24 protein-coding genes and 2 pseudogenes are annotated in these 22,096 nt (G+C 60.7%); 15 read left to right on the forward strand and 11 right to left on the reverse strand.

Annotated elements, in window-relative coordinates:
• Window positions 1–126: 126 nt before the first annotated feature.
• On the reverse strand, window positions 127–771 hold the full coding sequence (locus tag CUJ84_RS13220) for a TetR family transcriptional regulator (protein ID WP_105006543.1): 645 nt from the start codon (window positions 769–771) through the stop codon (window positions 127–129).
• A gap of 88 nt (window positions 772–859) precedes the next feature.
• On the opposite strand from CUJ84_RS13220, the gene CUJ84_RS13225 reads away from it, so the two are divergent.
• Window positions 860–1,513: an O-methyltransferase gene (locus CUJ84_RS13225; protein WP_105006544.1), complete on the forward strand. Its 654-nt coding sequence runs from the start codon at window positions 860–862 to the stop codon at window positions 1,511–1,513.
• Between the two features lie 66 nt (window positions 1,514–1,579).
• Here the strand turns inward: CUJ84_RS13225 and CUJ84_RS13230 are convergent, their stop codons facing one another.
• A complete protein-coding gene (locus CUJ84_RS13230; protein ID WP_105006545.1) occupies window positions 1,580–2,197 on the reverse strand; it encodes a TetR/AcrR family transcriptional regulator in 618 nt (205 codons plus the stop codon).
• Between the two features lie 138 nt (window positions 2,198–2,335).
• Between CUJ84_RS13230 and CUJ84_RS13235 the strand changes: the two genes are divergently transcribed.
• Entirely contained in the window at window positions 2,336–3,367 is a 1,032-nt protein-coding gene (locus CUJ84_RS13235; protein ID WP_105006546.1) for an aldo/keto reductase, read from the forward strand.
• A 149-nt stretch (window positions 3,368–3,516) separates the two neighbouring features.
• On the opposite strand, the gene CUJ84_RS13240 is transcribed toward CUJ84_RS13235, so the two are convergent.
• On the reverse strand, window positions 3,517–4,392 hold the full coding sequence (locus CUJ84_RS13240; protein WP_105006547.1) for a bifunctional helix-turn-helix transcriptional regulator/GNAT family N-acetyltransferase: 876 nt from the start codon (window positions 4,390–4,392) through the stop codon (window positions 3,517–3,519).
• A gap of 62 nt (window positions 4,393–4,454) precedes the next feature.
• Between CUJ84_RS13240 and CUJ84_RS13245 the strand changes: the two genes are divergently transcribed.
• The 4 genes from CUJ84_RS13245 (at window position 4,455) to CUJ84_RS38765 (ending at window position 7,018) form a co-directional block, all read left to right on the forward strand.
• On the forward strand, window positions 4,455–5,351 hold the full coding sequence (locus tag CUJ84_RS13245) for a hypothetical protein (RefSeq protein WP_105006548.1): 897 nt from the start codon (window positions 4,455–4,457) through the stop codon (window positions 5,349–5,351).
• Window positions 5,352–5,611: 260 nt separating this feature from the next.
• The gene (locus tag CUJ84_RS38755) at window positions 5,612–6,223 is read left to right on the forward strand and encodes a DUF1963 domain-containing protein (protein ID WP_245457473.1); all 612 of its coding nucleotides are present in this window, start codon (window positions 5,612–5,614) and stop codon (window positions 6,221–6,223) included.
• Window positions 6,220–6,735, forward strand: coding sequence for a hypothetical protein (locus CUJ84_RS38760; RefSeq protein WP_245457474.1), 516 nt, complete (start codon window positions 6,220–6,222; stop codon window positions 6,733–6,735). The genes CUJ84_RS38755 and CUJ84_RS38760 overlap by 4 nt, the downstream gene beginning before the upstream one ends.
• A 91-nt stretch (window positions 6,736–6,826) precedes the next feature.
• Window positions 6,827–7,018: a DUF1963 domain-containing protein gene (locus tag CUJ84_RS38765; RefSeq protein WP_245457559.1), complete on the forward strand. Its 192-nt coding sequence runs from the start codon at window positions 6,827–6,829 to the stop codon at window positions 7,016–7,018.
• Between the two features lie 60 nt (window positions 7,019–7,078).
• Here the strand turns inward: CUJ84_RS38765 and CUJ84_RS13255 are convergent, their stop codons facing one another.
• Entirely contained in the window at window positions 7,079–7,546 is a 468-nt protein-coding gene (locus CUJ84_RS13255; protein ID WP_105006549.1) for an Lrp/AsnC family transcriptional regulator, read from the reverse strand.
• Between the two features lie 124 nt (window positions 7,547–7,670).
• Here CUJ84_RS13255 and CUJ84_RS13260 point away from each other — a divergent pair, with 124 nt between their 5' ends.
• The gene (locus tag CUJ84_RS13260; protein WP_105006550.1) at window positions 7,671–8,882 is read left to right on the forward strand and encodes an argininosuccinate synthase; all 1,212 of its coding nucleotides are present in this window, start codon (window positions 7,671–7,673) and stop codon (window positions 8,880–8,882) included.
• Window positions 8,883–9,201: 319 nt separating this feature from the next.
• Window positions 9,202–9,375: a hypothetical protein gene (locus CUJ84_RS38310; RefSeq protein WP_017994486.1), complete on the forward strand. Its 174-nt coding sequence runs from the start codon at window positions 9,202–9,204 to the stop codon at window positions 9,373–9,375.
• A gap of 89 nt (window positions 9,376–9,464) precedes the next feature.
• On the opposite strand, the gene CUJ84_RS13265 is transcribed toward CUJ84_RS38310, so the two are convergent.
• A complete protein-coding gene (locus CUJ84_RS13265; protein ID WP_105006551.1) occupies window positions 9,465–10,055 on the reverse strand; it encodes a TetR/AcrR family transcriptional regulator in 591 nt (196 codons plus the stop codon).
• Between the two features lie 132 nt (window positions 10,056–10,187).
• Here CUJ84_RS13265 and CUJ84_RS13270 point away from each other — a divergent pair, with 132 nt between their 5' ends.
• Entirely contained in the window at window positions 10,188–11,018 is an 831-nt protein-coding gene (locus CUJ84_RS13270) for a class I SAM-dependent methyltransferase (protein ID WP_105006552.1), read from the forward strand.
• Window positions 11,019–11,059: 41 nt separating this feature from the next.
• Here the strand turns inward: CUJ84_RS13270 and CUJ84_RS13275 are convergent, their stop codons facing one another.
• Window positions 11,060–11,278, reverse strand: a complete 219-nt coding sequence (locus CUJ84_RS13275) for a hypothetical protein (protein ID WP_105008185.1) — start codon at window positions 11,276–11,278, stop codon at window positions 11,060–11,062.
• Between the two features lie 611 nt (window positions 11,279–11,889).
• Between CUJ84_RS13275 and CUJ84_RS13280 the strand changes: the two genes are divergently transcribed.
• Together CUJ84_RS13280 and CUJ84_RS13285 are read left to right on the forward strand one after the other, a co-directional pair.
• Window positions 11,890–12,666 (forward strand): phosphodiester glycosidase family protein, encoded by a 777-nt coding sequence (locus CUJ84_RS13280; RefSeq protein ID WP_105006553.1) that lies wholly within the window; start codon window positions 11,890–11,892, stop codon window positions 12,664–12,666.
• Window positions 12,667–12,907: 241 nt separating this feature from the next.
• A complete protein-coding gene (locus CUJ84_RS13285) occupies window positions 12,908–13,543 on the forward strand; it encodes a family 16 glycoside hydrolase (protein WP_105006554.1) in 636 nt (211 codons plus the stop codon).
• 59 nt (window positions 13,544–13,602) lie between these two features.
• Here the strand turns inward: CUJ84_RS13285 and CUJ84_RS13290 are convergent.
• The 3 genes and pseudogenes from CUJ84_RS13290 to CUJ84_RS13300 all read right to left on the reverse strand — a co-directional run bounded on the left by CUJ84_RS13290 (window position 13,603) and on the right by CUJ84_RS13300 (window position 17,026).
• A pseudogene (locus tag CUJ84_RS13290) lies at window positions 13,603–14,200 on the reverse strand (demethoxyubiquinone hydroxylase family protein).
• A 96-nt stretch (window positions 14,201–14,296) separates the two neighbouring features.
• Window positions 14,297–14,951: pseudogene (locus CUJ84_RS13295) on the reverse strand (glutathione S-transferase family protein).
• A gap of 194 nt (window positions 14,952–15,145) precedes the next feature.
• Complete coding sequence (locus CUJ84_RS13300; protein ID WP_105006555.1) at window positions 15,146–17,026, reverse strand: ABC transporter ATP-binding protein; 1,881 nt, start codon at window positions 17,024–17,026, stop codon at window positions 15,146–15,148.
• A 225-nt stretch (window positions 17,027–17,251) separates the two neighbouring features.
• On the opposite strand from CUJ84_RS13300, the gene CUJ84_RS13305 reads away from it, so the two are divergent.
• Window positions 17,252–17,653 carry a GFA family protein gene (locus tag CUJ84_RS13305; protein WP_105006556.1) on the forward strand — a complete coding sequence of 134 codons (402 nt, stop codon included), beginning with the start codon at window positions 17,252–17,254 and terminating at the stop codon, window positions 17,651–17,653.
• A gap of 79 nt (window positions 17,654–17,732) precedes the next feature.
• Here the strand turns inward: CUJ84_RS13305 and CUJ84_RS13310 are convergent, their stop codons facing one another.
• Window positions 17,733–18,206, reverse strand: coding sequence for a VOC family protein (locus CUJ84_RS13310; RefSeq protein ID WP_105008186.1), 474 nt, complete (start codon window positions 18,204–18,206; stop codon window positions 17,733–17,735).
• 268 nt (window positions 18,207–18,474) lie between these two features.
• Between CUJ84_RS13310 and CUJ84_RS13315 the strand changes: the two genes are divergently transcribed.
• Entirely contained in the window at window positions 18,475–19,077 is a 603-nt protein-coding gene (locus CUJ84_RS13315) for a histidine phosphatase family protein (protein WP_105006557.1), read from the forward strand.
• A gap of 238 nt (window positions 19,078–19,315) precedes the next feature.
• Here CUJ84_RS13315 and CUJ84_RS13320 read toward each other — a convergent pair whose 3' ends face one another.
• Window positions 19,316–20,320 (reverse strand): carbon-nitrogen hydrolase family protein, encoded by a 1,005-nt coding sequence (locus CUJ84_RS13320; RefSeq protein WP_105006558.1) that lies wholly within the window; start codon window positions 20,318–20,320, stop codon window positions 19,316–19,318.
• Window positions 20,321–20,677: 357 nt separating this feature from the next.
• Between CUJ84_RS13320 and CUJ84_RS13325 the strand changes: the two genes are divergently transcribed.
• Both CUJ84_RS13325 and dapB read left to right on the forward strand, forming a co-directional pair.
• On the forward strand, window positions 20,678–20,893 hold the full coding sequence (locus tag CUJ84_RS13325) for a hypothetical protein (protein WP_105006559.1): 216 nt from the start codon (window positions 20,678–20,680) through the stop codon (window positions 20,891–20,893).
• 428 nt (window positions 20,894–21,321) lie between these two features.
• Window positions 21,322–22,092: a 4-hydroxy-tetrahydrodipicolinate reductase gene (dapB, locus tag CUJ84_RS13335; RefSeq protein ID WP_105006561.1), complete on the forward strand. Its 771-nt coding sequence runs from the start codon at window positions 21,322–21,324 to the stop codon at window positions 22,090–22,092.
• The last annotated feature ends 4 nt before the right edge of the window (window positions 22,093–22,096 follow it).

Genomic DNA, 22,096 nt, shown 5'->3' on the forward strand with positions numbered 1-22,096 from the left:
AAGCACCATAGCATTCTGCGATGACAGGCGCTGGGATGCAGCGCTTTCGCTTACCGCTCCCTCGCGCCGCCGCCCCGGAACACCAGCATCCAGGAGCACCAGGCCCAACAGATCGCAGCCGGAACATCATGCCCCGTCCCGGCCAGCCCTAAGCTGTTCGAGGTAGGCACAGAACATATCGGCCATGGCGTCGGCATAGGCTTCGATCTCCGCATCGCTCCGGGGTGCCTCCGAGAACTGCTTTCCCACTGTGCCGAGGGTCGTGGTGATCAGGTCGCCGGCGAGCACCCGTGTCGCCTCCGGCGCAGAAGGCAGCACTTCCTGCATGAACAGTTCGACGATGCGGTCGCCCGATGCCCTCGCCGCCTGCGCCTCCGGTGCATCGCGATAAAGAGGTGCTGCGTCATGGAGCGCCACGCGCATCGCCGCCTCCTCGCACTCCGAGCGGAGGAAGGCATGGACGAGGCGGCGCAGCCGTTCGAGCGGCGGCCTTTGCGCATCGGCGAGGATGCCGCCGAGCATGTCCGTTGTCTGCCGCCATTCGTCGCTCTGCAGCCGGAAGAGGATCGCCGCCTTGTTGGGGAAATACTGGTAGAGCGATCCGATGCTGACGCCCGCCCTTTCGGCCACCCGCGCCGTGGTGAAGCGCTGGGCGCCTTCCCGCGCCAAAACCTGAGCAGCCGCATCCAGGATCGCCGCCACGAGCTCCGTCGAGCGAGCCTGCTTGGGCTGTTTTCGTGAGGAAATCCGGGCCCTTGGACGATCGGTCATGGCAGCGCTCCGCAATGCGAATAGCAGATGCGACGAATTACTCGTATTTTTTGCTCCACACAAGAAGCTGTCACCAAGGAGATATGACATGACGACACTGACCACCGCCCCGCTGGCACCCCTGCTCAATGGCCTGTTCGAAGAGGCCGCCACGGCGACGAGCCCGGCAATGTCGGCCCTATCAGGTGATGAGCGAATGCGCCTGATCGGCAGCAAGACCGAATATCTCGACCTTTACGGGCGCCTGAAGGATCTTTGGCTTCCCGTCTCCAGGGAGGCCGGCGCGCTGCTCTACATGCTGGCGCGAAGCAGCCGCGCACGAACGATCGTCGAGTTCGGCACATCCTTCGGGATCTCGACCCTGCATCTCGCAGCCGCGCTGCGCGACAATGGCGGCGGCCGGCTGATCACCAGCGAGTTCGAGCCGTCGAAGCTGGTCCGCGCCCGCGCCAACCTGACGGCCGGCGGCCTCATCGACCTCGTCGAGATCCGCGAAGGCGATGCCCTTGAGACCCTGAGCACGGATCTCCCGAAAACGATCGACCTGCTCTTCCTCGACGGGGCCAAGGCGCTCTATCGCGATATCCTGGAACTGGTGGAAGACCGCCTGAGGCCGGGCGCCCTCATCGTCGCCGACAATGCCGACCTCTGCCCGGATTACCTCGCCCGCGTACGCTCGCCCGCAGCCGGCTACCTCTCGACGCCATTCGAAGAGGATATCGAGCTGTCGATGCGGACCTGATGATCCCGGGTTGTCGCCGGCCAAGCGCGCGCCGGCCGGGCGACCGCCCGTTTCATTGTCGGAGCTTCACCGCTGTACAGCGCCGTAGCGCAGCCCGTCGACGAGCAGGGAAACCATACGCCGGGCATGTTCGGACCCTTGGGCGTAGGCGTGCATACTAAGGCTTGCGGCCGCATTCAAAAGATCCTCGGCGGCGATATCGGTGCGCACCTCGCCGGCGGCAGCGGCGGCGTCGAGAAGCGAGCGAAGGGCCGGCTGCAGCCGCTGCTGGAAGTAGGCGGGCAAGGCATCGAAGGCTGGGTTGCCGGAGTGCAGGGCCGCCGCAAGCCCGCGCTTGGCCGCTATGAAATCCACGAAACGCAGCATCCATCTGGCCAGCGCTTCGCCCGGCGCGTGTTCGGCGGCAAGGATCGGCGCAGCGTCAGCGCAGGCGTCGATTTCGCGGCGGAAGACGGCGACGACGAGGTCGGAACGCTCGGGAAAATGCCGATAAACGGTGCCGATGCCGACGCCGGCCTTCTCCGCGATCTCACGCACCGGGGCGTCGACGCCGGAGGTCGCAAATACCGCCATCGCCGCCTGAAGCAGTCCGTCGAGATTGCGCTTGGCGTCGGCGCGCACGGGCCTGTCCGCCCTTTCCCCGGGCTTCAGGCCGTCCCCTTGCTCTTTGCTTTCGTCGTTCATCTTTCATCCGCTTGCAAAACGGAACATCGTTCCGTATATAAACGGAATACGGTTCCGTTTATGCAAGTTAACACGGCGCGACGGTGTTGGCCACATCGATGCGCACGAAGTCCGCCTCCCCAATAAAAGGAACAGACCATGCAATACCGCACGCTTGGAAGAACCGGCATCAAGGTCAGCCCCTATTGCCTCGGCGCGATGATGTTCGGCGCCGCCGGCAATCCCGACCACGAGGATTCGATCCGGATCATCCACAAGGCGCTCGATGCCGGCATAAACTTCATCGACACCGCCGATATCTACAGCCGCGGCGAATCCGAGGAGATTGTCGGCAAGGCGCTCAAGGGACGGCGCGACGACGTCGTGCTCGCCACCAAGGCTCATCTGCCGATGGGCGACGACCCAAACCGGCAGGGCAATTCACGCCGCTGGCTGACTCACGCGGTCGAGGATTCTCTCCGCCGCCTGCAGACCGACCATATCGATCTCTACCTGATCCATCGGCCAGCACCCGATACCGACATCGAGGAGACGCTATCCGCACTCACCGACCTCATGCGGGCGGGAAAGGTGCGGGCGGTGGGATCGTCGACCTTTCCCGTTTCGGAAATCGTCGAGGCGCAATGGGTTTCCGAGCGCCGCGGGCTGGCCCGCTTCCGCGTCGAGCAGCCGCCCTATTCGATCCTCAACCGCGGTATCGAACGCGAGGTTCTGCCCGCCTGCGAGCGTTACGGAATGGGCGCGATGGTGTGGAGCCCGCTGGCGATGGGCATGCTCACCGGCAAATACCGCAAGGGCGCGCCGCAGCCCGACAGCGCCCGCGCCAAACGCTTCCCCAGGCAGATGAACGATGAGCGACGGCTGGACGCGGTCGAACGGCTCATCCCGCTCGCGCAGCAGGCGGGGCTTTCGCTGGCACACATGGCGATGGCCTTCGCTATCGCCCATCCCGCTGTCACCTCGGCCATCATCGGCCCACGCACGATGGAGCACTTCGACGATCTGCTTGCCGGCGCCGGGGTGAGCCTGACGGACGAAATCCTCGACGGGATCGACGCGATCGTCCCGCCCGGCACCGACACCGGCCCGTTGGAGGCGGCCTACAACCCGCCTGCGGTAACGCAGCCTAACCTGCGCCGCCGCCCGATAGCAGAGCGCTTCGCCGCCTGATCCTCAGGGGGTGAGGCCCGGTCCTGCGAAGCAGGAGCGATCGATCCAGTGAATCGATCGCAGGGCCGAACGCCCTGAGCCATGCGAAGGGCCGGGCAGCGGCGCCCCCCTTACCTCCCTCATTCCCGTGCTCGTCACAGGAAGGGAGCTTAAAGGCGCTTCTCAAAGAACGTGTCCGGGTATGGGTCGTCATTGAAACGGTCGATCTCACGCCAGCCGGTTCCGCGATAAAGCTGTGTTGCCTCGGGCAGCGCACTATTCGTATCCAGACGCAGGAGCTTGATGGATAGCTCGCGGGCGATGTTCTCGGCGGCGGTCATAAGGCGCGTTGCGAGCCCAAGGCCACGCGCGGACGGGGCGACCCAGAGCCTTTTGATCTCCCCAACCTCGCCGCTATTGCCCTTCAGCCCGACACAGCCGATCGGCAGGCCATCCGACATGGCCACCAGGAATGCACCGTGCGGACGGATCATATTCTTGGCGTCGGGATCGCGAGAAAGCGATACATCGAAACCCTTCTCGAAGCGGCGTGCAAGTTCGCCGTAATATTCGTTCAGACAATAGCTGGCGTCCTCGTGCCGAGGGTCTTTCTCCTCGAGCACGATCTGCTCACGTCTCAGTGAGGAAGCGACGATATCCATGGCGCGCAGCAGTTCGTCCGGGCGGCGATGGCGCGTCAGAAATGCTTTCGCCTGCGCATTGGAAAGCGCTTCATAAGCCTGAAACTCGGAACGGCCAGTTTCGGTCAGCCTGGCAACGCGCCGACGCGCGTCCTGAGGGTTCGACACCGTCTCGATGAGACCTTCCTCTTCCAGACTACGCAGCAGACGGCTCATCAAGCCGGAGTCGAGACCGAGATAATCGCGGATCACCGCAACATCCGATTGCCCCCGGCCGATCGAATTGAGGACGCGGGCAGCACCCAGCGGACGGCCGCGTCCGAGGAAAGACGTATCGAGAGCGCCGACTTCGGAGGTGACGGCACGGTTGAAGCGACGGACACGAGAGACAGGATCGTAGGTCATATTGTCTGACTTTAGTCAGATATTTGATCCTGTCAATTCAAAGTACTCCTGGGGGCGCGCAAATGAGCCGCGCACTCGCCGCCATCCGCCTTGCGCGCCACCATCCCCTCGCCTATGGGAATGACAGCACTCCCAAGGCCCCTCCCGTGTTCCGTTATGCTCTCCACGCCCTGATCGTTCTCATCCTGACGCTGCTGACGCAGATCGGCGGCATCGCCTATCTCATCGCCCTCGCCGCATCGCGCACCTGGGGCTTACGGCGATTTCTGGCAAAGCTTACAATCTTCCTGCTTTGCTATGGCAGCGCCACGCTTGCCGCGAGCCTTGCCGCGCCGATCTTCGGGCGGGTTCCCCTCTCCTGCGTCGCCGGCGCCGAAGACAGGCTCGTGGTCCGCTCCCCGATCTATTGCCTGCTAAACCGCAACTACGTCACCCCAGGCGTGCGCGATCTCGCAAAGGCGCTTGCCGCCCACATGGACAAGGAGTTTCCGGGAACCGTCACGGTCGCGCTGGATGCGAATTTCCCCTTCGTGAGAGGCTTTCCACTGCTGCCGCATCTGTCGCATGCCGACGGGAAAAAGCTCGACTTCGCCTATTATTACAAGGATGTGGACGGTGCCTTCCTGAATGGCGCCACCCGCTCCCCGATCGGCTATTTCGCCTTCGAGCAACCCGCCCCCGGCGACGAACTGCCATGCGAAGGGCGCAACGACTGGCTGACCACGCGCTGGGACTTCGACGCGCTGCAGCCTCTGTTTCCCGCCTATCGGATCGAGGAGCAGCGCACATCGGCCGCGATCGGCTGGTTGACGAGCGAAGGCGTGACGCGCTTCGGCCTGCAGAAGATCTTCATCGAGCCGCATCTCAAGAACACGCTTGGGATCACCGACAGACATGTCCGCTTTCAAGGCTGCCGCGCCGCCCGCCACGACGACCATATTCATATCCAGGTGGAGTAGTTCTGGTCCGTTAGGAACGGCGTTCGGCCAGCGGCAGGCATTCGCCTCATGGAGTCTCGAAGCGGCCCCATGCCACACTCGGTGACGGGAGGAGGGATCAACAACCTTTACGATTCTTAGGGCATCCGTGAGATAGCGTGCAACGCGCGGGGCGGCCTCCGAGGAAGAGGCAGCACCGCCGGCGCCATCTGTCAGACTTGGAACACGCAATGATCAATCGGATATCCCCCGTAGTTACGTTAGACTAAGCGGCCGCGCTGATGCGCCCTCACCGTTCTAAAAGCATAAGACTGGATCGGATCTGGCCGCCGAATGAAACCACGGAACTGCTGTCGCAGATAGGAGGACGACCGAATCTTCCGCCGGACTGGGTTTGGCCCACGATCGATTTCGAGGATGGCACAACGGCATCGTTGGATTTTCTGGCCCAAATCAATCTGGAGGAACTGCCAGACATCGAGGCTCGGGGCGCGCTTCCGAAATCCGGCATGCTCTATTTCTTTGCATTGTCGCAATCGAACGAGCCGCTCGAGTCATATGGTTCGGATGCCTGGCGCGTCCTCTACTACCCCGACAATCCGGCGGATCTGTCCAGCCGCCCGGCTCCGGAAGACGCCGGATGGAAGATCGATCATCTGGATTACGGTCAAACAGACGCAAGCAGCTACCGAAATCCGGACGGCCCCAGAGGTGAGCTTTTTCCGAGATGCACCGTTCGGTTCACTGTGATCGATGTTTGGGATCTTCCGCGATTTTCTGGACGAGATGATCCTCGGCTTCGGCCTTTCGAGGATGCCATTTGCGGGGAGCCGGCTGATCTCGCAAGCCAGCTGGCATTGCGGATGTCATCCGGAATTTCTGGAAAGATATGAATCCGTTCAAGCCCAAGACATCGAAGGCGCCAGAGCCCCCCCGAAAAGAGGCCCCGCAAGCCAGAGCCGACATCGAGATGCGCGACATCGACAGCCTGGCTTACGATTGCCTCCAAATGTTGTGCGTCGAGGAACAGCGCGATTTTTACCAATCAAGAGTCGAACTGAATCCCGAGAGGCTGCCATACCGTGCAGAAGACGCAGTCATGGTTTTGAACGAAGCGAGAAATACTTGGTTCGAGAATATATTGCCAATCGAAACCGTTCTCGACCACGAGGGCAAATACTCCGACGCTTTGCTGCAAGCCTACAACGATTGGAGGGCGCAAGCTGTCGCCCTCACTCACAACCTCATTGCCATGGGCAGAGAAACCAGGCTTTCGCCCGAAGATCGCGGAAAGGTTCTAGACGTCTTGGAACAGAATGTCCGGCTGCAAAAGCAAGCGAGACAATGCCTCGCACCCGCATCTCGAATTTACTTTGCGTGCATCTCTAACGACCCTCCTTTCTGATTTTACCGGAATCGCCGAAAAGGAACCGGAATTGCTCGCGGTCGGCGATCCTTACAATCGGGTGGAACTGAACGGATTCCTGTCTCACCGAATGTTCGGGAACGGGAAAGGGAAACAAGAAGACCTCGATGATGATGAGGTTCTCTTGCTTCAACTCCGCAGCGATTCCGATGGCCCACGCTTCATGTGGTGGGACGTTGGAGCCATACGATTCTGGATCAAACGAGAAGCGCTCGAAACCTGCCAGTTTCATCTGGCCGAGGCGGAGATCGAAGGTCACTGAGAGCAGCAATGCGCCTTCGGGGCCTCGCCTGACTGACAAGGGACCACCTGTGAATGCAGCCTATCGCAACGGCAGTTCGTAGCTCCGCTTCAGCGTTTCCATCGGCACGTCGGTCTTGACGCTGAGGACGCTCGGAATGCGTGTCAGGTGATCGGCCTGGAAACGCCAGTAGCTGTGCAGATCGGTGGTGACGATTCGAAGCACGGCGTCGCATTCTCCCGTCGTCAGGTAGCATTCCATCACCTCGGGAAACCGCCTGACGGCTTCGGCGAAGCGGAGCGTGACCTCGGCGTCCTGGGTCTTGAACCAGACGCGGGCAAAAACCGTCAGCCCCGCCCCGACCTTTGCAGGGTCCAGCACGGCAACGTAGCGATCGATGATCCCGGCCTCTTCCAGCAACCGGACGCGACGCAGGCACGGTGATGGCGACAGGCCTACCTCCTTCGCCAGATCGACGTTCGAAATACGTCCGTCACGCTGAAGCACACGCAGAATATGGCGATCGATCGGGTCCAGGATTGTTGGCATTTGATAGCTCCGATTGATGCTTCAATGGCATGATATGCCAAGCTTTCGCAATTTTACGGGTTCTTCGCAAGCTCATTTCGCAGGACGTGGCCTATCGTTCCAGCATCGAGATGGATATGGGTTAATGACGAAGATAGAGAAAATTGTGCTTTCTTATTCGGGCGGGCTGGATACTTCGATCATCCTCAAATGGTTGCAGGAAACCTACGGATGCGAGGTGGTGACTTTCACCGCCGATCTCGGCCAGGGCGAGGAGCTCGAGCCGGTGCGCGCCAAGGCTGCGATGTCAGGGGTCAAGGACATCCGCATCGTCGATCTGCGTGAGGAGTTCGTCAGCGACTTCGTCTTTCCGATGCTGCGGGCGAACGCGCTCTATGAGGGGCAGTATCTGCTGGGCAGTTCCATCGCACGGCCGCTGATTGCCAAGCATCTGGTCGGCATAGCCCGGGAGGTTGGCGCGGATGCCGTTGCCCACGGTGCGACAGGCAAGGGCAACGATCAGGTTCGGTTCGAGCTGGCCGTCAATGCGCTCGATCCGTCGCTTAAGGTCATTGCTCCCTGGCGCCAATGGAACATCCGCTCCCGCATGCAGCTTCTGGAATATGCCGAGAAGCATCATATCCCGGTGCCGAGCGACAAGCGCGGCGAGGCGCCGTTCTCGATCGACGCCAACCTGCTGCACACCTCGACCGAAGGTAAGATTCTCGAAAATCCGGCGGAGGTCGCGCCCGATCATGTCTATCAGCGCACGGTCGATCCCGTCGACGCTCCCGACACGCCTGAGATCATCACCATCGGTTTCGAGAGGGGTGATCCGGTTTCGGTGAACGGCAAGTCCATGACACCGGCCGCCTTGTTGACCGAGCTCAATGGACTGGGCGGCCGGCATGGCATCGGGCGGCTCGATCTGGTCGAAAACCGCTTCATCGGCATGAAGTCGAGGGGAATATACGAAACGCCGGGAGGGACGATCCTGCTCGCGGCACACCGCGGCATTGAATCGATCACGCTCGATCGCGCCGCGGCGCATCTGAAGGACGAGATCATGCCCCGCTACGCCGAGCTGATCTATAACGGCTTCTGGTTCGCTCCCGAGCGGGAAATGCTGCAAGCGCTGATCGACCACAGCCAGGCTTTCGTCAGCGGCGAGGTGACACTCAGGCTCTACAAGGGAAGCGCCTCGGTCATCTCCCGCGCCTCTCCCTGCTCACTCTACTCCGCCGACCTCGTCACCTTCGAGGAAAGCGCCATCGCCTTCGATCATCATGATGCCGAAGGCTTCATCAGGCTCAACGGCTTGCGGCTCAGGAGCTGGGCGGCCCGCAACGGCAGATGACCGCTCGATCTTACGTCAGCCAGCGCACTTAACGCTCGGCGGATACCGGACGAAACGGGCCGGTTCGGATACTCATAAACTGCGAGGGTCAGATGGGCCGATAGGTCAATGCCCACATTGACGGCACCTACCCTCGTGGCTGACCGAAGCAATCCCGGCATTTCACGGAGAAGCGCGAATCCAATTTCAAACGATTTTAAAATCGCAGCTCGACAAGTTAATCGATTTTAATTTTATCGTTAAAATTTTCTTGTTGCAGCGCAAAAGAATTTAGACATTAATTTGTGCGGATGCTCAGTTTATTCGTTGGAGAACTCGCATGACTGTGACATTTCCGCTAACCGAAAAGCGCGACGCCGAGACATTGCTGAAACACTTGACGTCGCACAACCTCAGCTTTCCGGGAAACTGCGTCGTGTCGCTCAAGGCGCACGTCGCCCAGGTCTCATCCTCTCATACGACCGCACTCGGCACCGCCCGTACCGCCTGGTAGCGATTGAATGGCCTGGCATCGCCGTCCACAATAGGATCGAGCAATCTCGGCTCCATGCGGAGATGGATGAAGCCGAGCGCGTCGAGAGCTTATCTCGCGGCAGGCAGCCCCATGCCGGCGAGCTTCAGGATATCCTCGACCTTTGCGTCCGGATCGGCGCCGGGTTCGACCTGGCCGTCTATCGTCAGCAAGGCGAGGCCATGCGTCAGCGACCAGAGAAAGAGCGCGGCGTTCGGCACGTTCCCAGGCGTCAGGTGCTTTTCCAGGTCGTCCTTCATCTGCCGGTAGACCTGCATCCGCAGGGCGCGTATCGCCTCGTTTCCTCTAGAATAGGCCTGAAAACCCTCCCCGAACATCAGCCGGTAGAGACCAGGATTCGCGCGGGCAAAGGCGACATAGGCGATGCCGCCGGCGAGCAGATTGCGCCGAGGACCGGCTAGCGCCGCAGCGATGCTTTCGCTGAGTTCGGCAAACCCATGTTCGGCGAGTGCCGCCGCGATGGCGTCCAGGCTGTTGAAATAATGGTATGCCGCCGGAGCCGAGACGCCAGCGCGGCGGCCGATCTCCCGCATGCTCAGCGCAGCCGGGCCTCCCTCCTCCAGCAGCGCCCTCGCCACGGACAGCAGTGTGGAGCGCAAATTATCGTGATGATAGCGGGGCGATCCGTCGTGCGCGGCCATGTTTCGATCCAATCTTTACAGTGTTAAAATCATGCTCTAATCTGCCCGCGATGACAAGGTATCCGCCGCGGTTCTGGTGCCGGCAAGCTTCCTGCCCGCGCCGGCAACAGATTTACGGAGAAAGAGGCTTTCATGCGAGCATCGGAACCAAGCCGCACCGCGATCGGCGCGGCGGCCTATCGAGCAGCGCACCAGAGCGTGGACGGCGGCGCCATCTTCTTAGACCCCTATGCCCGCCGCATCCTCGGCGAGGTGGCCTGCGCCGAGGCCGATCTGAAAGCCCAGGACCCCTCCACGCGATCCTTTCGCCTGTTTATGGCGGCACGAAGCCGATATGCCGAAGATTGCCTTGGCCTCTCCGTCGCAAGGGTCGTCAGACAAGCTGTCATCCTCGGCGCCGGGCTCGACACATTTGCGCTGCGCAATCCTCATGCCGGCCTGAAGGTTTTCGAAGTCGATCATCCCGCCACGCAAAGCTGGAAGCAGATGCGGCTTGACGAGACCGGACTGACGCAGAGCCTGCCGACATTCGTTCCCGTCGATTTCGAACATGAGGATTTGAAAACGCGTCTCATCGATTCCGGCTTCGAGCCCGAAACGCCGTCCTTCTTCATCTGGCTTGGCGTCGTACCATATCTCAGTGAGGCGTCGGTCTTTGCGCTGTTGCGCTTCGTCGCCGGCCTGCCGAGCGCATCCATCGTCTTCGACTACAGCGAACCCCTCGAAAACTATTCGCCCGAACGCCGTGCCCGCGCTACGGAAATGGGAGCGCGCACGGCCGCGGCCGGCGAGCCATGGCTGACGCACTTCAATCCGAAGGAAATTGCGGAGCGATTGCTGAGCCTGGGCTTCACATCCCTGGAGGATATCGGCCCGACCGAAATGGCAAAACGCTTCTTCGGCCTGCCCAGGGATGCGCCGGATCGCGGCGCCGGTCCCCACGTCATATTCGCCGGCAAATAGGGAAATCCCCGAGACGTCGAGTTGCGGCGATCGAGCTGGCCTCAGCCGTCGTGGACGACAGCGATCTTGTTTCCGGCGGGGTCACGCACGTAAGCGGAATACCAGTTCGGCCCGTAGTGCGGACGTAAACCAGGCGCGCCCTCATCCGTTCCGCCGTTGGCCATGGCAGCATCGTAAAAAGCGTCCACCTCGGCGCGGGACTTGGCCATGACATTCGATTTGACGGAATCGATTGCGCCGACGGTTGCGTAGACACTCATGATCTTCCCTTTCGCTGCTCCAAGATCGGGAGAATTCATATCGCGCCGATACGAACATAACGAGAACGATGAGTTGCGGTTTTCGCGATAAATCAGCGGATACCAATCACGCTGTGAACCAGCGATACCGGAGCCGGCAACTCCGGCATGCATCGCTGGAGTAGTCATTGATCGCAGTGGTCGGCAGACAATAATGGTCGGCGTTTCCAGTCGAACATCCTATCGATCTTCAGCCAGCTTCCTGTCCCGTCGATGTGATCGGAGAATTTGTTCAGCCTTTTCAACAGATGGAAGTGGACGCTCTGTTCTGATGATATGAAATGCTCCGCAATTGTCATCGGGGCACCCGCAAGACACCGCATCAACGTGATACCTGGTTTGCCCAGTTCGCTTTTGCAGAGCGTTCGTTCTCTCTTCGCTCTTTATCGTGTCGATGATTGCATCGCGCTTTAGAAACTTCCCAACCATCGCTTCTGCCTCGTGTCGTCTTGTCAGCCTTATAATACAGCATCGTCGAGCGTCGCAACGAGCCGGAAGTCCCGCCGCATCAAACTATTGCAATCTCACAATTAAACGCTTCATTGGCGAGATGAAAAGAGAGTCCTGTACCAATGACCTATCTCAAACAAGGCATACTCGCCGCGGCCATCATGCTGGCAGCAACGATGACATCCATGCATCCGGCGCATGCGCAACCATGCGAGCAGCAAAGCTTCGAAGAGGCGAAATACGTCGTCTGTACGTTGGAACCGGGCAAAGCCGACCTGCGATTGTTCTGGAAGAACGACGATGGCGCTCCATACCGCGCTTTTTCAAGCCTTGCCGAAGCCGTTCGCGCCGAAGGGCGAATGCTGGCTTTCGCCGTCAACGCCGGGATGTACCGGGCCGATTTTTCGCCGATGGGACTTTACGTCGAGAACGCCAGGGAATTGCAGCCCGCCAATACGACAGAGGCCGAAAGCTCCTCGGGCCAGGTACCGAATTTCTATAAGAAGCCGAACGGCGTATTCTTTCTGGGTGAAGCAGGTGCCGGAATACTCCCGACCGATGAATTTCTGAAGCGTCGGCCCAAGGTGCGGTTCGCCACTCAGTCCGGCCCGATGCTCGTCATCGCCAACAAGCTGAACCCGATCTTCATCGTCGGCTCGACAGACCGGACCCGCCGCAGCGGTGTCGGAACCTGCGAGCTCGGCGTGGTTCGTTTCGCGATCAGCGAAGACGGAGTGAACTTTCATGATTTCGCACGGCTCTTCCGCGACCATCTGAAATGCCCGGATGCCTTGTTTCTCGATGGCGGACGGGGTGTCGGACTTTACAATCCTGAAATGGGCCGTAACGACTGGTCCTGGCACGGCGGCTACGGCCCTATCTTTGGGCTGGTCGAATAGCGCGTGAGGGAAGCGTCTTCATCAAAGCCCGCGATTCCGTCAGCGGGCCTTTGGATCTGGCCGGACACGGAGCGGCCGCTGTTCCGCCCGATATGCAAACAAAATCCGGAAGAGGCGCTTTGAAAAGCAATTGCGGCAATCGCTACGATCCTATGTCTTTCTCTGCGCGGCGATTCTAACGTCGATCGGCTGATCGATTGGAAGTCCTCAGGAGGAGATGAGTGTGAATGATCCAGCTTCGATGTTCCTTGATCTCGCCACGGTGCCGCAGGGTTCCAAAGCAAGATCAGTCGAGGTCGCAACGGCAGACAAGGTCGGCCGAACGGCTCTGAGCGTGACGTTCGATGAGCGCACGGCCCGAGGCACCCCGAATATCGACTACATCGACATGCCGACGTTTCTCGAACTGCCGATCGAGTTTGAGAACGGCGAGATTTCGGTCGACATCCTGGGCGAGCTCCGAGCAGATGCGCCCGACTACGCAAGAGCATTCGCAGGGGTCGCCTATCGCATAACCGAAATCGGATTCGAAGCCGTTTACCTAAGGCCTCTGAATGGTCTCCGGCTTGAGCCTGATCCTCCGCGCTCGCGTCGGGCCGTCCAGTATTTCTCCTATCCTGATTGGCGGTTCGAGCGTCTGCGCGAGGAATATCCAGACGGACGCTACGAGGCCGGAGCCGATATCAGACCCGGCGAATGGATAGAGTTGACACTTCGGATTCAGGATGATCACGTCGCCGCGTCCGTAAACGGCGAGACGGTTCTGGAGATAACGAAGGCCAAGTCACCGCCTTCGGCCGGCCGCATCGGCCTGTTCGTCGACATCGGAACCCAAGCCTATTTCTCGAACTTGAGGATAAGCTCCTGGTTCAGGTGAGCCAGCCGTCATCCGATCACTGCAAGACCCGGCAGCGGAAGCCGCCGTCCTCCACAAAGCTAGCTCCTCCCCGCACGCGCCATTTCGGCGCGCATCCAACTTGAATCTCCCCATGTGGAGAGCCAGATCATCAAATCGGTAAGGAGCACCAACGACGGGCAAGAGCAGGGCGTGGCTGAGGCCCCGCCCTTTCTGGCTGCTTTCGGCCTTCCGAAGGTGCGCCAGTTCCTGTTCCTGGATGGACGCGATGAGCGCATGAAGCCCGGGATCGCGCTGCGGAAGGAAAGCCAGTTGATCTTCGAGATGGCGGTGGACCGTGCTTTCGACCGCCTCTGTGCAGATCCAGACCATGTTCCGCCCGCCAAGCGCCGTCAGGAAGCCGAGCACAGAACCGCCGAGGCTCCAGAATGACATGACGCGGCAGGGCTTGGCGCCCCTTGCAGGCATCGCCTCGCGAAACAGGCGACAATGGTCGATCTCGTCCTTACGCATCTCTTCAAGCGTTGGCACGATGTCGGGGAACAGCCGCCGGGCCACCAGAATCTGGGCGCCATAGATCCTGATAGCGCCGAACTCGCCCGCATGGTTGACCTTCAGGATGCGTCGGATGGTGACATCGGGGTCGCGCGTGACTGATCTGCTCGACGGATTGATCATGACCACCCTGCCCCGGTTTCCTTGCGGGCAATAGGCAGGACAGCCGCCGCGATCGTCAAGGGGCAGTGATCGATCAGGTGCTGATCCCGCCAGCTTCTAAGCGCCGGTCTTGCAGTCTGCCGCGGCAAAATGGGCCATCTGGTCGGCATGCGCCTTTGCGAAGGAGGGGCGGGCCATGGCGCGCGAGACATAGTCTCGGCAGGCGGGATATCCCGCCAGCCCGTCGAACCGGTCAATGAGGCGCAGCACATCGGCCATGAGGATGTCGGCGACGGAGAAGGTGCCGGCCAGCCATTCGCCCTGCCAGGACCGGCTCCATGTGCTTCAGCCGGTGGTCCTTGAGGAATGAGTCCATAAGCCCGTATGCCGGCGCGTCACCCGTAATGCCGGAAAAGATCAAAATCGACCAGGGCAGGCTTGCCGCCTCGACGGAATTGAGCGCCGCAAATAGCCATTCCAGAACTTCGGCGCGACCGCGTGGATCGGCAGGCATCAGTGCATCGCTGCGATTGCCGAGATGCAGCAGGATCGCCCCGCTCTCGAAGATCGAGATATCGCCATCGGTCAGCCACGGCACTTGGCCGAAGGGCTGATGCACGAAATGCTCCGGATTGCGATCGCGAAACAGCACGCTCTCGACGTGATAGGGCAAGCCGCTCTCTTCGAGCGCCCAGCGCACACCCAGGTCACGCACATAGCCCCGCGGCATCTCGGGAACCCAGTCGAAGGTGGTGAGGGTAAGGTCGCCCATCCGGCATCTCCATTGTCGCTGCATTCAGGCAAAGGACGAACGAGCGACACGCGCTCCGACATGACCGGCAGGTTTTTTGGCAACACAGGCGCATGTGGCACCATCGCCCCGCCATCCGGGTGCAATGCGGGCATTTCGACCAGGGCAGAGGTCGTCGGAGAAGAGGCCTCGCGTCGCCGTCATAGACCACTCGGTCAGGTCGCAGGCGAGGCCAGCAAGGGATCGTCGATGTCTTCGGGAATGAAGCCGCCGGTCTGGCGTTTCCACAGGCGGGCAAACAGGCCGTCCCGTTCGACCAATTCGTCCGGCCTGCCCTCTTCCACGATGCGCCCGTGATCGAGCACGACGATCCGGTCCATCCTGGCAATCGTCGACAGGCGGTGGGCGATGGCGATCACCGCCTTTCCCTCCATGACGAGGTTCAGCCTTTCCTGGATGGCGGCTTCGGACTCGCTGTCGAGGGCGGAGGTCGCCTCGTCGAGGACCAGTATCGGCGCGTCCTTCAAGAGAACGCGGGCGATGGCCACGCGCTGGCGCTGGCCGCCTGACAGTTTGATGCCGCGGTCGCCGACGAAGGCCTCATAGCCCTTGCGGCCTTCGGCGTCGGAAAGATCGGCGATGAAGGCATCGGCGCTGGCCATCTTCGCCACCGCTTCGATCTCGTCCGTCGTCGCCTCCGGCCGGCCGTAGCGGATATTGTCGCCGACCGAACGGTGCAGCAGCGCGACGTCCTGCGCGATGACGCCGATGGCGCGGCGAAGGCTTGCCTGCGTGACCGCGCGGATGTCCTGCCCGTCGATCAGGATAGCGCCGTCCTCTATGTCGTAAAAACGCAGCAGCAGGCTGACCAGCGTCGTCTTGCCAGCACCGGAGAGGCCGACAAGCCCGACCTTTTCGCCGGGCCGAACCGTCAGCGACAGGCCATCGATGACAGGTTTGCCGGACTTGTAGGCGAAGCGGACGTTCTCGAAATGGATCTCCCCACGGCTGACCGTCAGTTCGGCCGCATCCGGCCGATCGGTGATGGTGGGCGGTGTTGTCATGACCGGCATGGCATCCTTGATCGTGCCGAGCGCGCGGAAGATCTGCTGTCCCATTTGCAGGAAGGTGAAGGACCCTGCCGAGAGGCGTTGGAGGATATAAACCGTTGCGGCGAAATCGCCCACGGTCAGGAATCGGTCAAAAAGCCCCCAGAAACCAATGCCGAGCATGACGAGCCAGAGCACCATGTTGAGGCTGATGACGACGAGTTCGGTTGTCCGGTAGATGCGCTGTTCGTGGTGAAGCGTATCGACCCCCTTGGACATGATCTTTCTGAGCGCACCTGCCTCGCTGTCTTCTGCTGCGAACTGCTTGACCATCTGGATGTTGCCGTAAATGTCCGTCAGGGCACCGGAGATGAGGCTGTTCTGCTTTGCCGAGCGGCGGGCGCGCTCCGTAAAATCCGGAACGACCTTGATCGCAAAGAGCACGTTGAAGGCAACCCAGACGATGACTGGCAGCGCAAGCTGCCAGGAGAGCGCGAGCAGAAGAAGAACGGAGCCGATGATCTGAAGGAGAAAGCGCGGTGCCGTCTGGAACGCGATCAGGATCTGTTGCTGGACGGCATTGGCGACCTGACCGAGCCGGGATGCGACCTGGCCGGCGAAAAGATCATGGAAGAAGGCGAGGTCCTGCCGCTCGACGGCCTTGTGCCCCTGCCATTGAATCGCAACGGGCAGGCTGATGCCGATCGTATGCGAATTGAGAATATTGGTGATGTAGAAGAGAATGGGCATCACCGGAAAAAGCAGAAAGGCGAGGACTGCCAGCAGCCGGAAATTACTGTCGACGAAGAGCTCCACGCCTCGTGTCGTCACTCCGTCGACAATGACCGAAAGACCCCAGATGATCGTAAGGTTGATGGCTTCGATGGCCATCGAGGTCAGCGCCATGGTGATGATGACGCCCCGAAACATCGCGATGAAGTGTATGAGGACTGCCACGGGCCCCTTGGTGGGCATCGGCCGGTAGGGGATGTCGAGCGGCCGGATCAAGGTTTCGAAGGGACGATAGATCGCATCTGAAATCGACATGGGCCACTCGGATCAAAAATCGGGAGGAGGCGTGGACTCAGCTACGCTGGGTCGCAGAAAACCATCCTCCAGCCGCGAACTCAATTAGAAATTTCAAAAAATCTGCCGACAGGAGGTATTGGTTCGCAAGCGCTGGAAGCAGGCGGCGGCGAAAAGCGCCAATTGCGATCGTCACGGGATTGGGGCAGATTGCGATCGTTGTATGGTACAGGACGGAACCTACTCATGCTGACGGGCTCATGTCATTGCGGCAAGGCGAGCTGGACACTTGAGGGTGATCCGGGCTCGATCACCGCCTGCAACTGCACGCTCTGCCGGCGCTACGGCACACTGTGGGCATATGACTACGAAGGAGAGCGCATCGCTCTCACCGGTGAGACCGCCTCCTACACCCGCGCCGACAGGGACGAACCGTCTCTCGAGATCTTATTCTGCCCATCCTGCGCCTGTGTCTTGAGCTGGCGCGGCCTGCGGCTTCGAAAGGATGGCCGCCGGCGCATGGCCGTCAACATGCGGCTTGCGCCGCCGGATCTCGTTCGGGACCTGCCCATCGATCACTTCGACGGCCTGGACACGTTTGAAGACCTGCCTTCCAAAGGGCGCTGCGTGCGCGACCTCTGGTTCTGAGCCGACTGCGAAGATCGCCACCGGGCCGGATCACACCAGATCCGAGCCCTGGCAAAAGATCGTTCTGCGCAAGGCCACCTCAGCCGCGCCGCGCCGCCTCGATCGCCGCAATGTCGATCTTCCTCATGGTCATCATCGCGTCAAAAGCGCGCTTTGCCTGGCCACCACCTGCCGAGAGCGCTTCGGAGAGGACGCGCGGCGTAATCTGCCAGGACACGCCCCATTTGTCCTTGCACCAACCGCACTCGCTTTCCTGGCCGCCATTGCCGACGATGGCGTTCCAATAGCGATCGGTTTCTTCCTGATCGTCGGTTGCGATCTGAAATGAGAAGGCTTCGTTGTGTTTGAACGCAGGACCGCCGTTCAGGCCGATGCAAGGAATGCCCGCAACGGTGAATTCGACGACCAGTACGTCTCCCTGCTTGCCGTCAGGATAATCTCCCGGTGCACGAATGACGGCACCCACGGCGCTGTCGGGAAAAGTCGCGGCATAGAAGCGGGCAGCCGCCTCAGCCTCTTTGTCGTACCATACGCAGATCGTGTTCTTTGCCATTGCGCGGTCCTTTCGCTCTTCGTTTCGCATTGCCCAGTGAAATAAGAGGCAAACTGTCTTTCTCCAGCCCATGGAAGCGATTTCACGCTGGCAACTGCCGAACGCTGTTAAGTGGTCGAAGTGCCCGCTTCGGCCGACAGCCGAAGACCAGGCTTATCTAAATCGCATCAGTTGCGGTCATCATTGATCCGTCGCATCACTTAGCTGCTAAAAGCACCCCTTCGGCTCTTAGTTCATCGAATTGTTGTATTCATCTAGGACAACGCCAGTGATTTACCTGCTTCGCCATGGCGAGACCATTTGGAACACCTTAGGTCGGTTCCAGGGCCAAAAAGATTCACCGCTGACAGAGCGCGGCATCGTACAGGCCGAACAGATGGCGAAGCTTCTGAAGAAGGAAATGGCAGGGAGCGAACAATCTTTCCAACTCCATGTCAGCCCTCTCGGCAGAACGCAGGAGACTGCGGCTCGCATCGAACGTGTATTGCCGCTGACGGCTCGTCCGGAATCGCGGCTAATGGAGGTGACCGTCGGTTCTTGGGACGGCATGACCAAGTTCGAGATCGACAACGAGTTTCCAGGAATGCTGGACGGGTCCGACGCTTTTGATTGGTATTTCAAATCTCCAGACGGGGAGAGCTTCGATGCTGCCTGTGCGCGAGCAAAGGACTGGATCGTAGACATACGTGGACCGACAGTTGCGATTTCTCACGGGCTGTTTGGCAGATTGGTTCGTGGTGTATATGCCGGGCTTTCAAAGCAGGAAATGCTGGAATTGCCCGTTCCCCAAGACGGGTTTTATCGTCTTTGTGACGGTGAGTTCAGCCTGGTAAGCGGTTCGGCTGATATGATATCCGGCGTGGTCGCTTAGGAAGGGTTCATCCCTGAGTGACCGCTCGGCCGCCAAGCGTCATTGCTAATTATAACGCGGCTCAATGCCAGAGATTGACGCCTCGACTTGCGACCATCGACCTTCGGGCCCCTTAGAATGAGGCTCTTTTGGTGCTGCATCACCGGTGGGGTCGAGCCACCGGTGATAAAATTTAACGCGCCTGAGCCACAGGAAAATCATTGGCAAGCGCGTCGCATAGATGAGGTTCGATACGGTTCTAAAACCTATCCCGCGCGTCGCTACGCGGATCGCCCACCACGCGGTGCGGCTCGTAGAGGCCGCTCCGCGCCTTGCGTCGCCACGGCCGGGCAATATCGCCGGGATTGTCGTCGATATCGGCGAGCGATATCGCCGCCGTTCCATCCGCAGGGCATTGCGCCGCCCACCGGCCACCGGGAGCGACGATCCCCGAAGACACCGGGCCGGCTAAACCGGGATGTGCGAGTATGGAAAAACTCACCCAGTACCTGTTGCTCGCCGCATACCCCTGCACCTCGGCGGCGAAGGAGGTATCGTTGGCCGGCGTCCCCCCAGTGGACGAAAACAGCACGCAGTGGACATCGAGCCGCTCGTATTCGGTGAAAATTTCAGGAAAGTTGCACTCCATACCGAGCGAGCAGCCAAAGCGGATGCCGTCGACCTCGAAGGTCACGGGGATCGAACCCGGCGTGTACATAAAGGAGATCTTGGTGTTCGACAGCAGGCGCTCGTCGTAGCGCGTCACCAGTTCGCCTCGGTCGGAGACGACATAGAGGCTGTTGTGCGGCCGGTGCGGCGCCGTCAGCGGATGCACCGAACCGATGACCGTCCAGAGTCCCAACTCACGCGCCAGCCTGCGCGTTGAATCCAACTCCTCGCGAAGCACCGCCCATTCGAACCGTCGCCAATCGGAAAGCCCGATCTCTCGCGGCCCGATTTCCGACATGATGCGCTTGTTCGGCGATGATGTCGCCCCTTCGGGAAAATGGACGAGCCGCGCGCCCGCCTCCCGCGCCTGCCGCATCAGCAGGCGCATCTCCTGGCCGCTCCAGCGAAGCTTGTCGATATCGCGGGGATCGTCCGCATAGGTGGACTGCGCCACGGCGAGACGCAGGCGTCTTGCCTCAGGCGCTGCGTCGTTCGCCGACTTGGGGAGAACATGCATGCGGGCAGTGGTGTAGGATTCACCCGTCTTGGCGGCGCGCGCACGCACCCGCCGTTTGAAATTTCCATTCTCAGTCATATCAGGGCCTCTCACGTTCCGGACATCGTTCCCCAGCAACAGCCCAAAACATCAGGACCAAGATCACGACCCGAGACGAAAGTCCCTTTGCCTCCGGTTGAAGACCCTGCTGGGGAAGGTCTGGAGAGGTTCGGCGTTAGGCCACGCCGAGCCAAAGATGCCGAGGCGGCCGCGATTCGTCAATTCGGGGAAGCCGGCGGTGGCGGCTTGGCACCACGACACACATAAAAACAAAGACCTGAAGCCATCGCATGAATCAAATTCTAAGCGAGCAGTTTTGGTGTCATCGACACAAAACTCGTGTCAGACTGTGCAAGCTGCGCACACGCCGGCGCGCCGATAGAGAAAGCCGAAGCAATGCACAAGTTCACCGTATCAATCACCCGGGAGATCGAGGCCGATACCGCCGAGGAGGCCGCCTTGCTCATGTACCAGGAACTATCAACCGGACCGATCCCTGACCGCTACTCCGTCACCGACGAGACGAAGGTGGCCACGGAGGTGAAGCTGGACCGGGACAAGGCCGACGAATTCGCCAGCATCGATCACACCGCCGATCCCGGCAACTGGTAAGCCTCAGGTGACCCGCTGGGACTGGCCGACATCCCATCGATAGCAGTCTTTGAGAAAGCCTGATGGAATATGATCCGCACTACCCGACAATCCTGCCGGACTTCATCGCGCTTTCGCTCGTCTTCGTTTTGAACATCCTGATACCTGTTTCAGCAATTTTCGCTGCGCGAAGGCTCAAGCGGCTTAGATGGCTGCCACACACAATCGCATTTCCATGGGTGTTCTTCTCGCCATTGACGCTCGCCATATTGACGACGCCGACCATGGCGGCAGACGAAGTTGGCGGCCCCGGCGACAGCCTCCTCGTACTTCCGATCTTGGGGGAACGCCAACGGTACTCGTTGTTTACGCTATCGTTTTGCTTGGTCTGCGCGCAAAACGCCAAAACCCCTCCCAACCACACCTGCCCTCCTGAGTTAGGAAAGACCGTGACCTCACCAATCAAAATAGCCGTCGCCGGCGCGAACGGCCGCATGGGGCGCGCCATCTTGCCGCTGCTGGCGGCCGATCCGGCTTTGGCGTTCGTCGGCGGCATCGGCCGTGAGGGCTCCGCAGGCGCCGGGCTGATCGACCGTTCGGCCGCGATTAAGGCGGCCGACGTGATCTTGGATTTCACGACGGGAAGCGCTGCCGCCGAACTTGCCGGCTTGTGCGCTTCGGCCGGTGGACCGGCCCTGGTGATCGGGGCGACGGGTTTCGAGCCGGATGAACTCGAACGGATCGCAGAGGCTGCTCGCGCGATTCCGATCCTGCGCTCCGGCAATTTCTCCATCGGCGTCAACATGCTGGTCGGCCTGGTCGCCCAGGCGGCCCGCGCCCTTCCCGCGCATGGCTGGGATATCGAAATCCTCGAAGCTCATCACAACAGGAAGATCGACGCGCCGTCCGGCACGGCACTGATGCTCGGCGAAGCCGCCGCCGAGGGCCGTGGAATTTCCCTTGCATCCGTCGAGCGGCGCGGGCGCGACGGCATCACCGGCGAGCGCCCAACCGGCGAAATCGGCTTCGCCGTGTTGCGCGCCGGCGGGATCGTCGGAGAACACAGCGTGCTCTTTGCCGCCGCCGAGGAAGTTGTGACGCTCTCGCATTCGGCTCTCGATCGCGGCATGTTCGCCCGCGGCGCGCTTGCCGCCGCCCGTTGGATCGCAGGGCGCGCACCCGGCGAATACGGCATGGGAGATGTTCTGGGGCTGGCCTGAGAAC

It is taken from the genome of Rhizobium leguminosarum, from assembly GCF_002953715.1.
GTDB classification, from domain to species: domain Bacteria; phylum Pseudomonadota; class Alphaproteobacteria; order Rhizobiales; family Rhizobiaceae; genus Rhizobium; species Rhizobium leguminosarum_V.

Coding starts and splice junctions, on each gene's coding strand:
- CUJ84_RS13255 (WP_105006549.1), bottom strand. CDS start 7,546: ATGCCAACAATCCTGGACCCGATCGATCGCCATATTCTGCGTGTGCTT.
- CUJ84_RS13285 (WP_105006554.1), top strand. CDS start 12,908: ATGTTCCTTGATCTCGCCACGGTGCCGCAGGGTTCCAAAGCAAGATCA.
- CUJ84_RS13245 (WP_105006548.1), top strand. CDS start 4,455: ATGAGCCGCGCACTCGCCGCCATCCGCCTTGCGCGCCACCATCCCCTC.
- CUJ84_RS13270 (WP_105006552.1), top strand. CDS start 10,188: ATGCGAGCATCGGAACCAAGCCGCACCGCGATCGGCGCGGCGGCCTAT.
- CUJ84_RS13230 (WP_105006545.1), bottom strand. CDS start 2,197: ATGAACGACGAAAGCAAAGAGCAAGGGGACGGCCTGAAGCCCGGGGAA.
- CUJ84_RS13275 (WP_105008185.1), bottom strand. CDS start 11,278: ATGAGTGTCTACGCAACCGTCGGCGCAATCGATTCCGTCAAATCGAAT.
- CUJ84_RS38765 (WP_245457559.1), top strand. CDS start 6,827: ATGTTCGGGAACGGGAAAGGGAAACAAGAAGACCTCGATGATGATGAG.
- CUJ84_RS13260 (WP_105006550.1), top strand. CDS start 7,671: ATGACGAAGATAGAGAAAATTGTGCTTTCTTATTCGGGCGGGCTGGAT.
- CUJ84_RS13225 (WP_105006544.1), top strand. CDS start 860: ATGACGACACTGACCACCGCCCCGCTGGCACCCCTGCTCAATGGCCTG.
- CUJ84_RS38760 (WP_245457474.1), top strand. CDS start 6,220: ATGAATCCGTTCAAGCCCAAGACATCGAAGGCGCCAGAGCCCCCCCGA.
- CUJ84_RS13280 (WP_105006553.1), top strand. CDS start 11,890: ATGACCTATCTCAAACAAGGCATACTCGCCGCGGCCATCATGCTGGCA.
- CUJ84_RS13235 (WP_105006546.1), top strand. CDS start 2,336: ATGCAATACCGCACGCTTGGAAGAACCGGCATCAAGGTCAGCCCCTAT.
- CUJ84_RS13310 (WP_105008186.1), bottom strand. CDS start 18,206: ATGGCAAAGAACACGATCTGCGTATGGTACGACAAAGAGGCTGAGGCG.
- CUJ84_RS38310 (WP_017994486.1), top strand. CDS start 9,202: ATGACTGTGACATTTCCGCTAACCGAAAAGCGCGACGCCGAGACATTG.
- CUJ84_RS13305 (WP_105006556.1), top strand. CDS start 17,252: ATGCTGACGGGCTCATGTCATTGCGGCAAGGCGAGCTGGACACTTGAG.
- CUJ84_RS13265 (WP_105006551.1), bottom strand. CDS start 10,055: ATGGCCGCGCACGACGGATCGCCCCGCTATCATCACGATAATTTGCGC.
- CUJ84_RS38755 (WP_245457473.1), top strand. CDS start 5,612: ATGCGCCCTCACCGTTCTAAAAGCATAAGACTGGATCGGATCTGGCCG.
- CUJ84_RS13240 (WP_105006547.1), bottom strand. CDS start 4,392: ATGACCTACGATCCTGTCTCTCGTGTCCGTCGCTTCAACCGTGCCGTC.
- CUJ84_RS13300 (WP_105006555.1), bottom strand. CDS start 17,026: ATGTCGATTTCAGATGCGATCTATCGTCCCTTCGAAACCTTGATCCGG.
- CUJ84_RS13220 (WP_105006543.1), bottom strand. CDS start 771: ATGACCGATCGTCCAAGGGCCCGGATTTCCTCACGAAAACAGCCCAAG.
- CUJ84_RS13325 (WP_105006559.1), top strand. CDS start 20,678: ATGCACAAGTTCACCGTATCAATCACCCGGGAGATCGAGGCCGATACC.
- CUJ84_RS13320 (WP_105006558.1), bottom strand. CDS start 20,320: ATGACTGAGAATGGAAATTTCAAACGGCGGGTGCGTGCGCGCGCCGCC.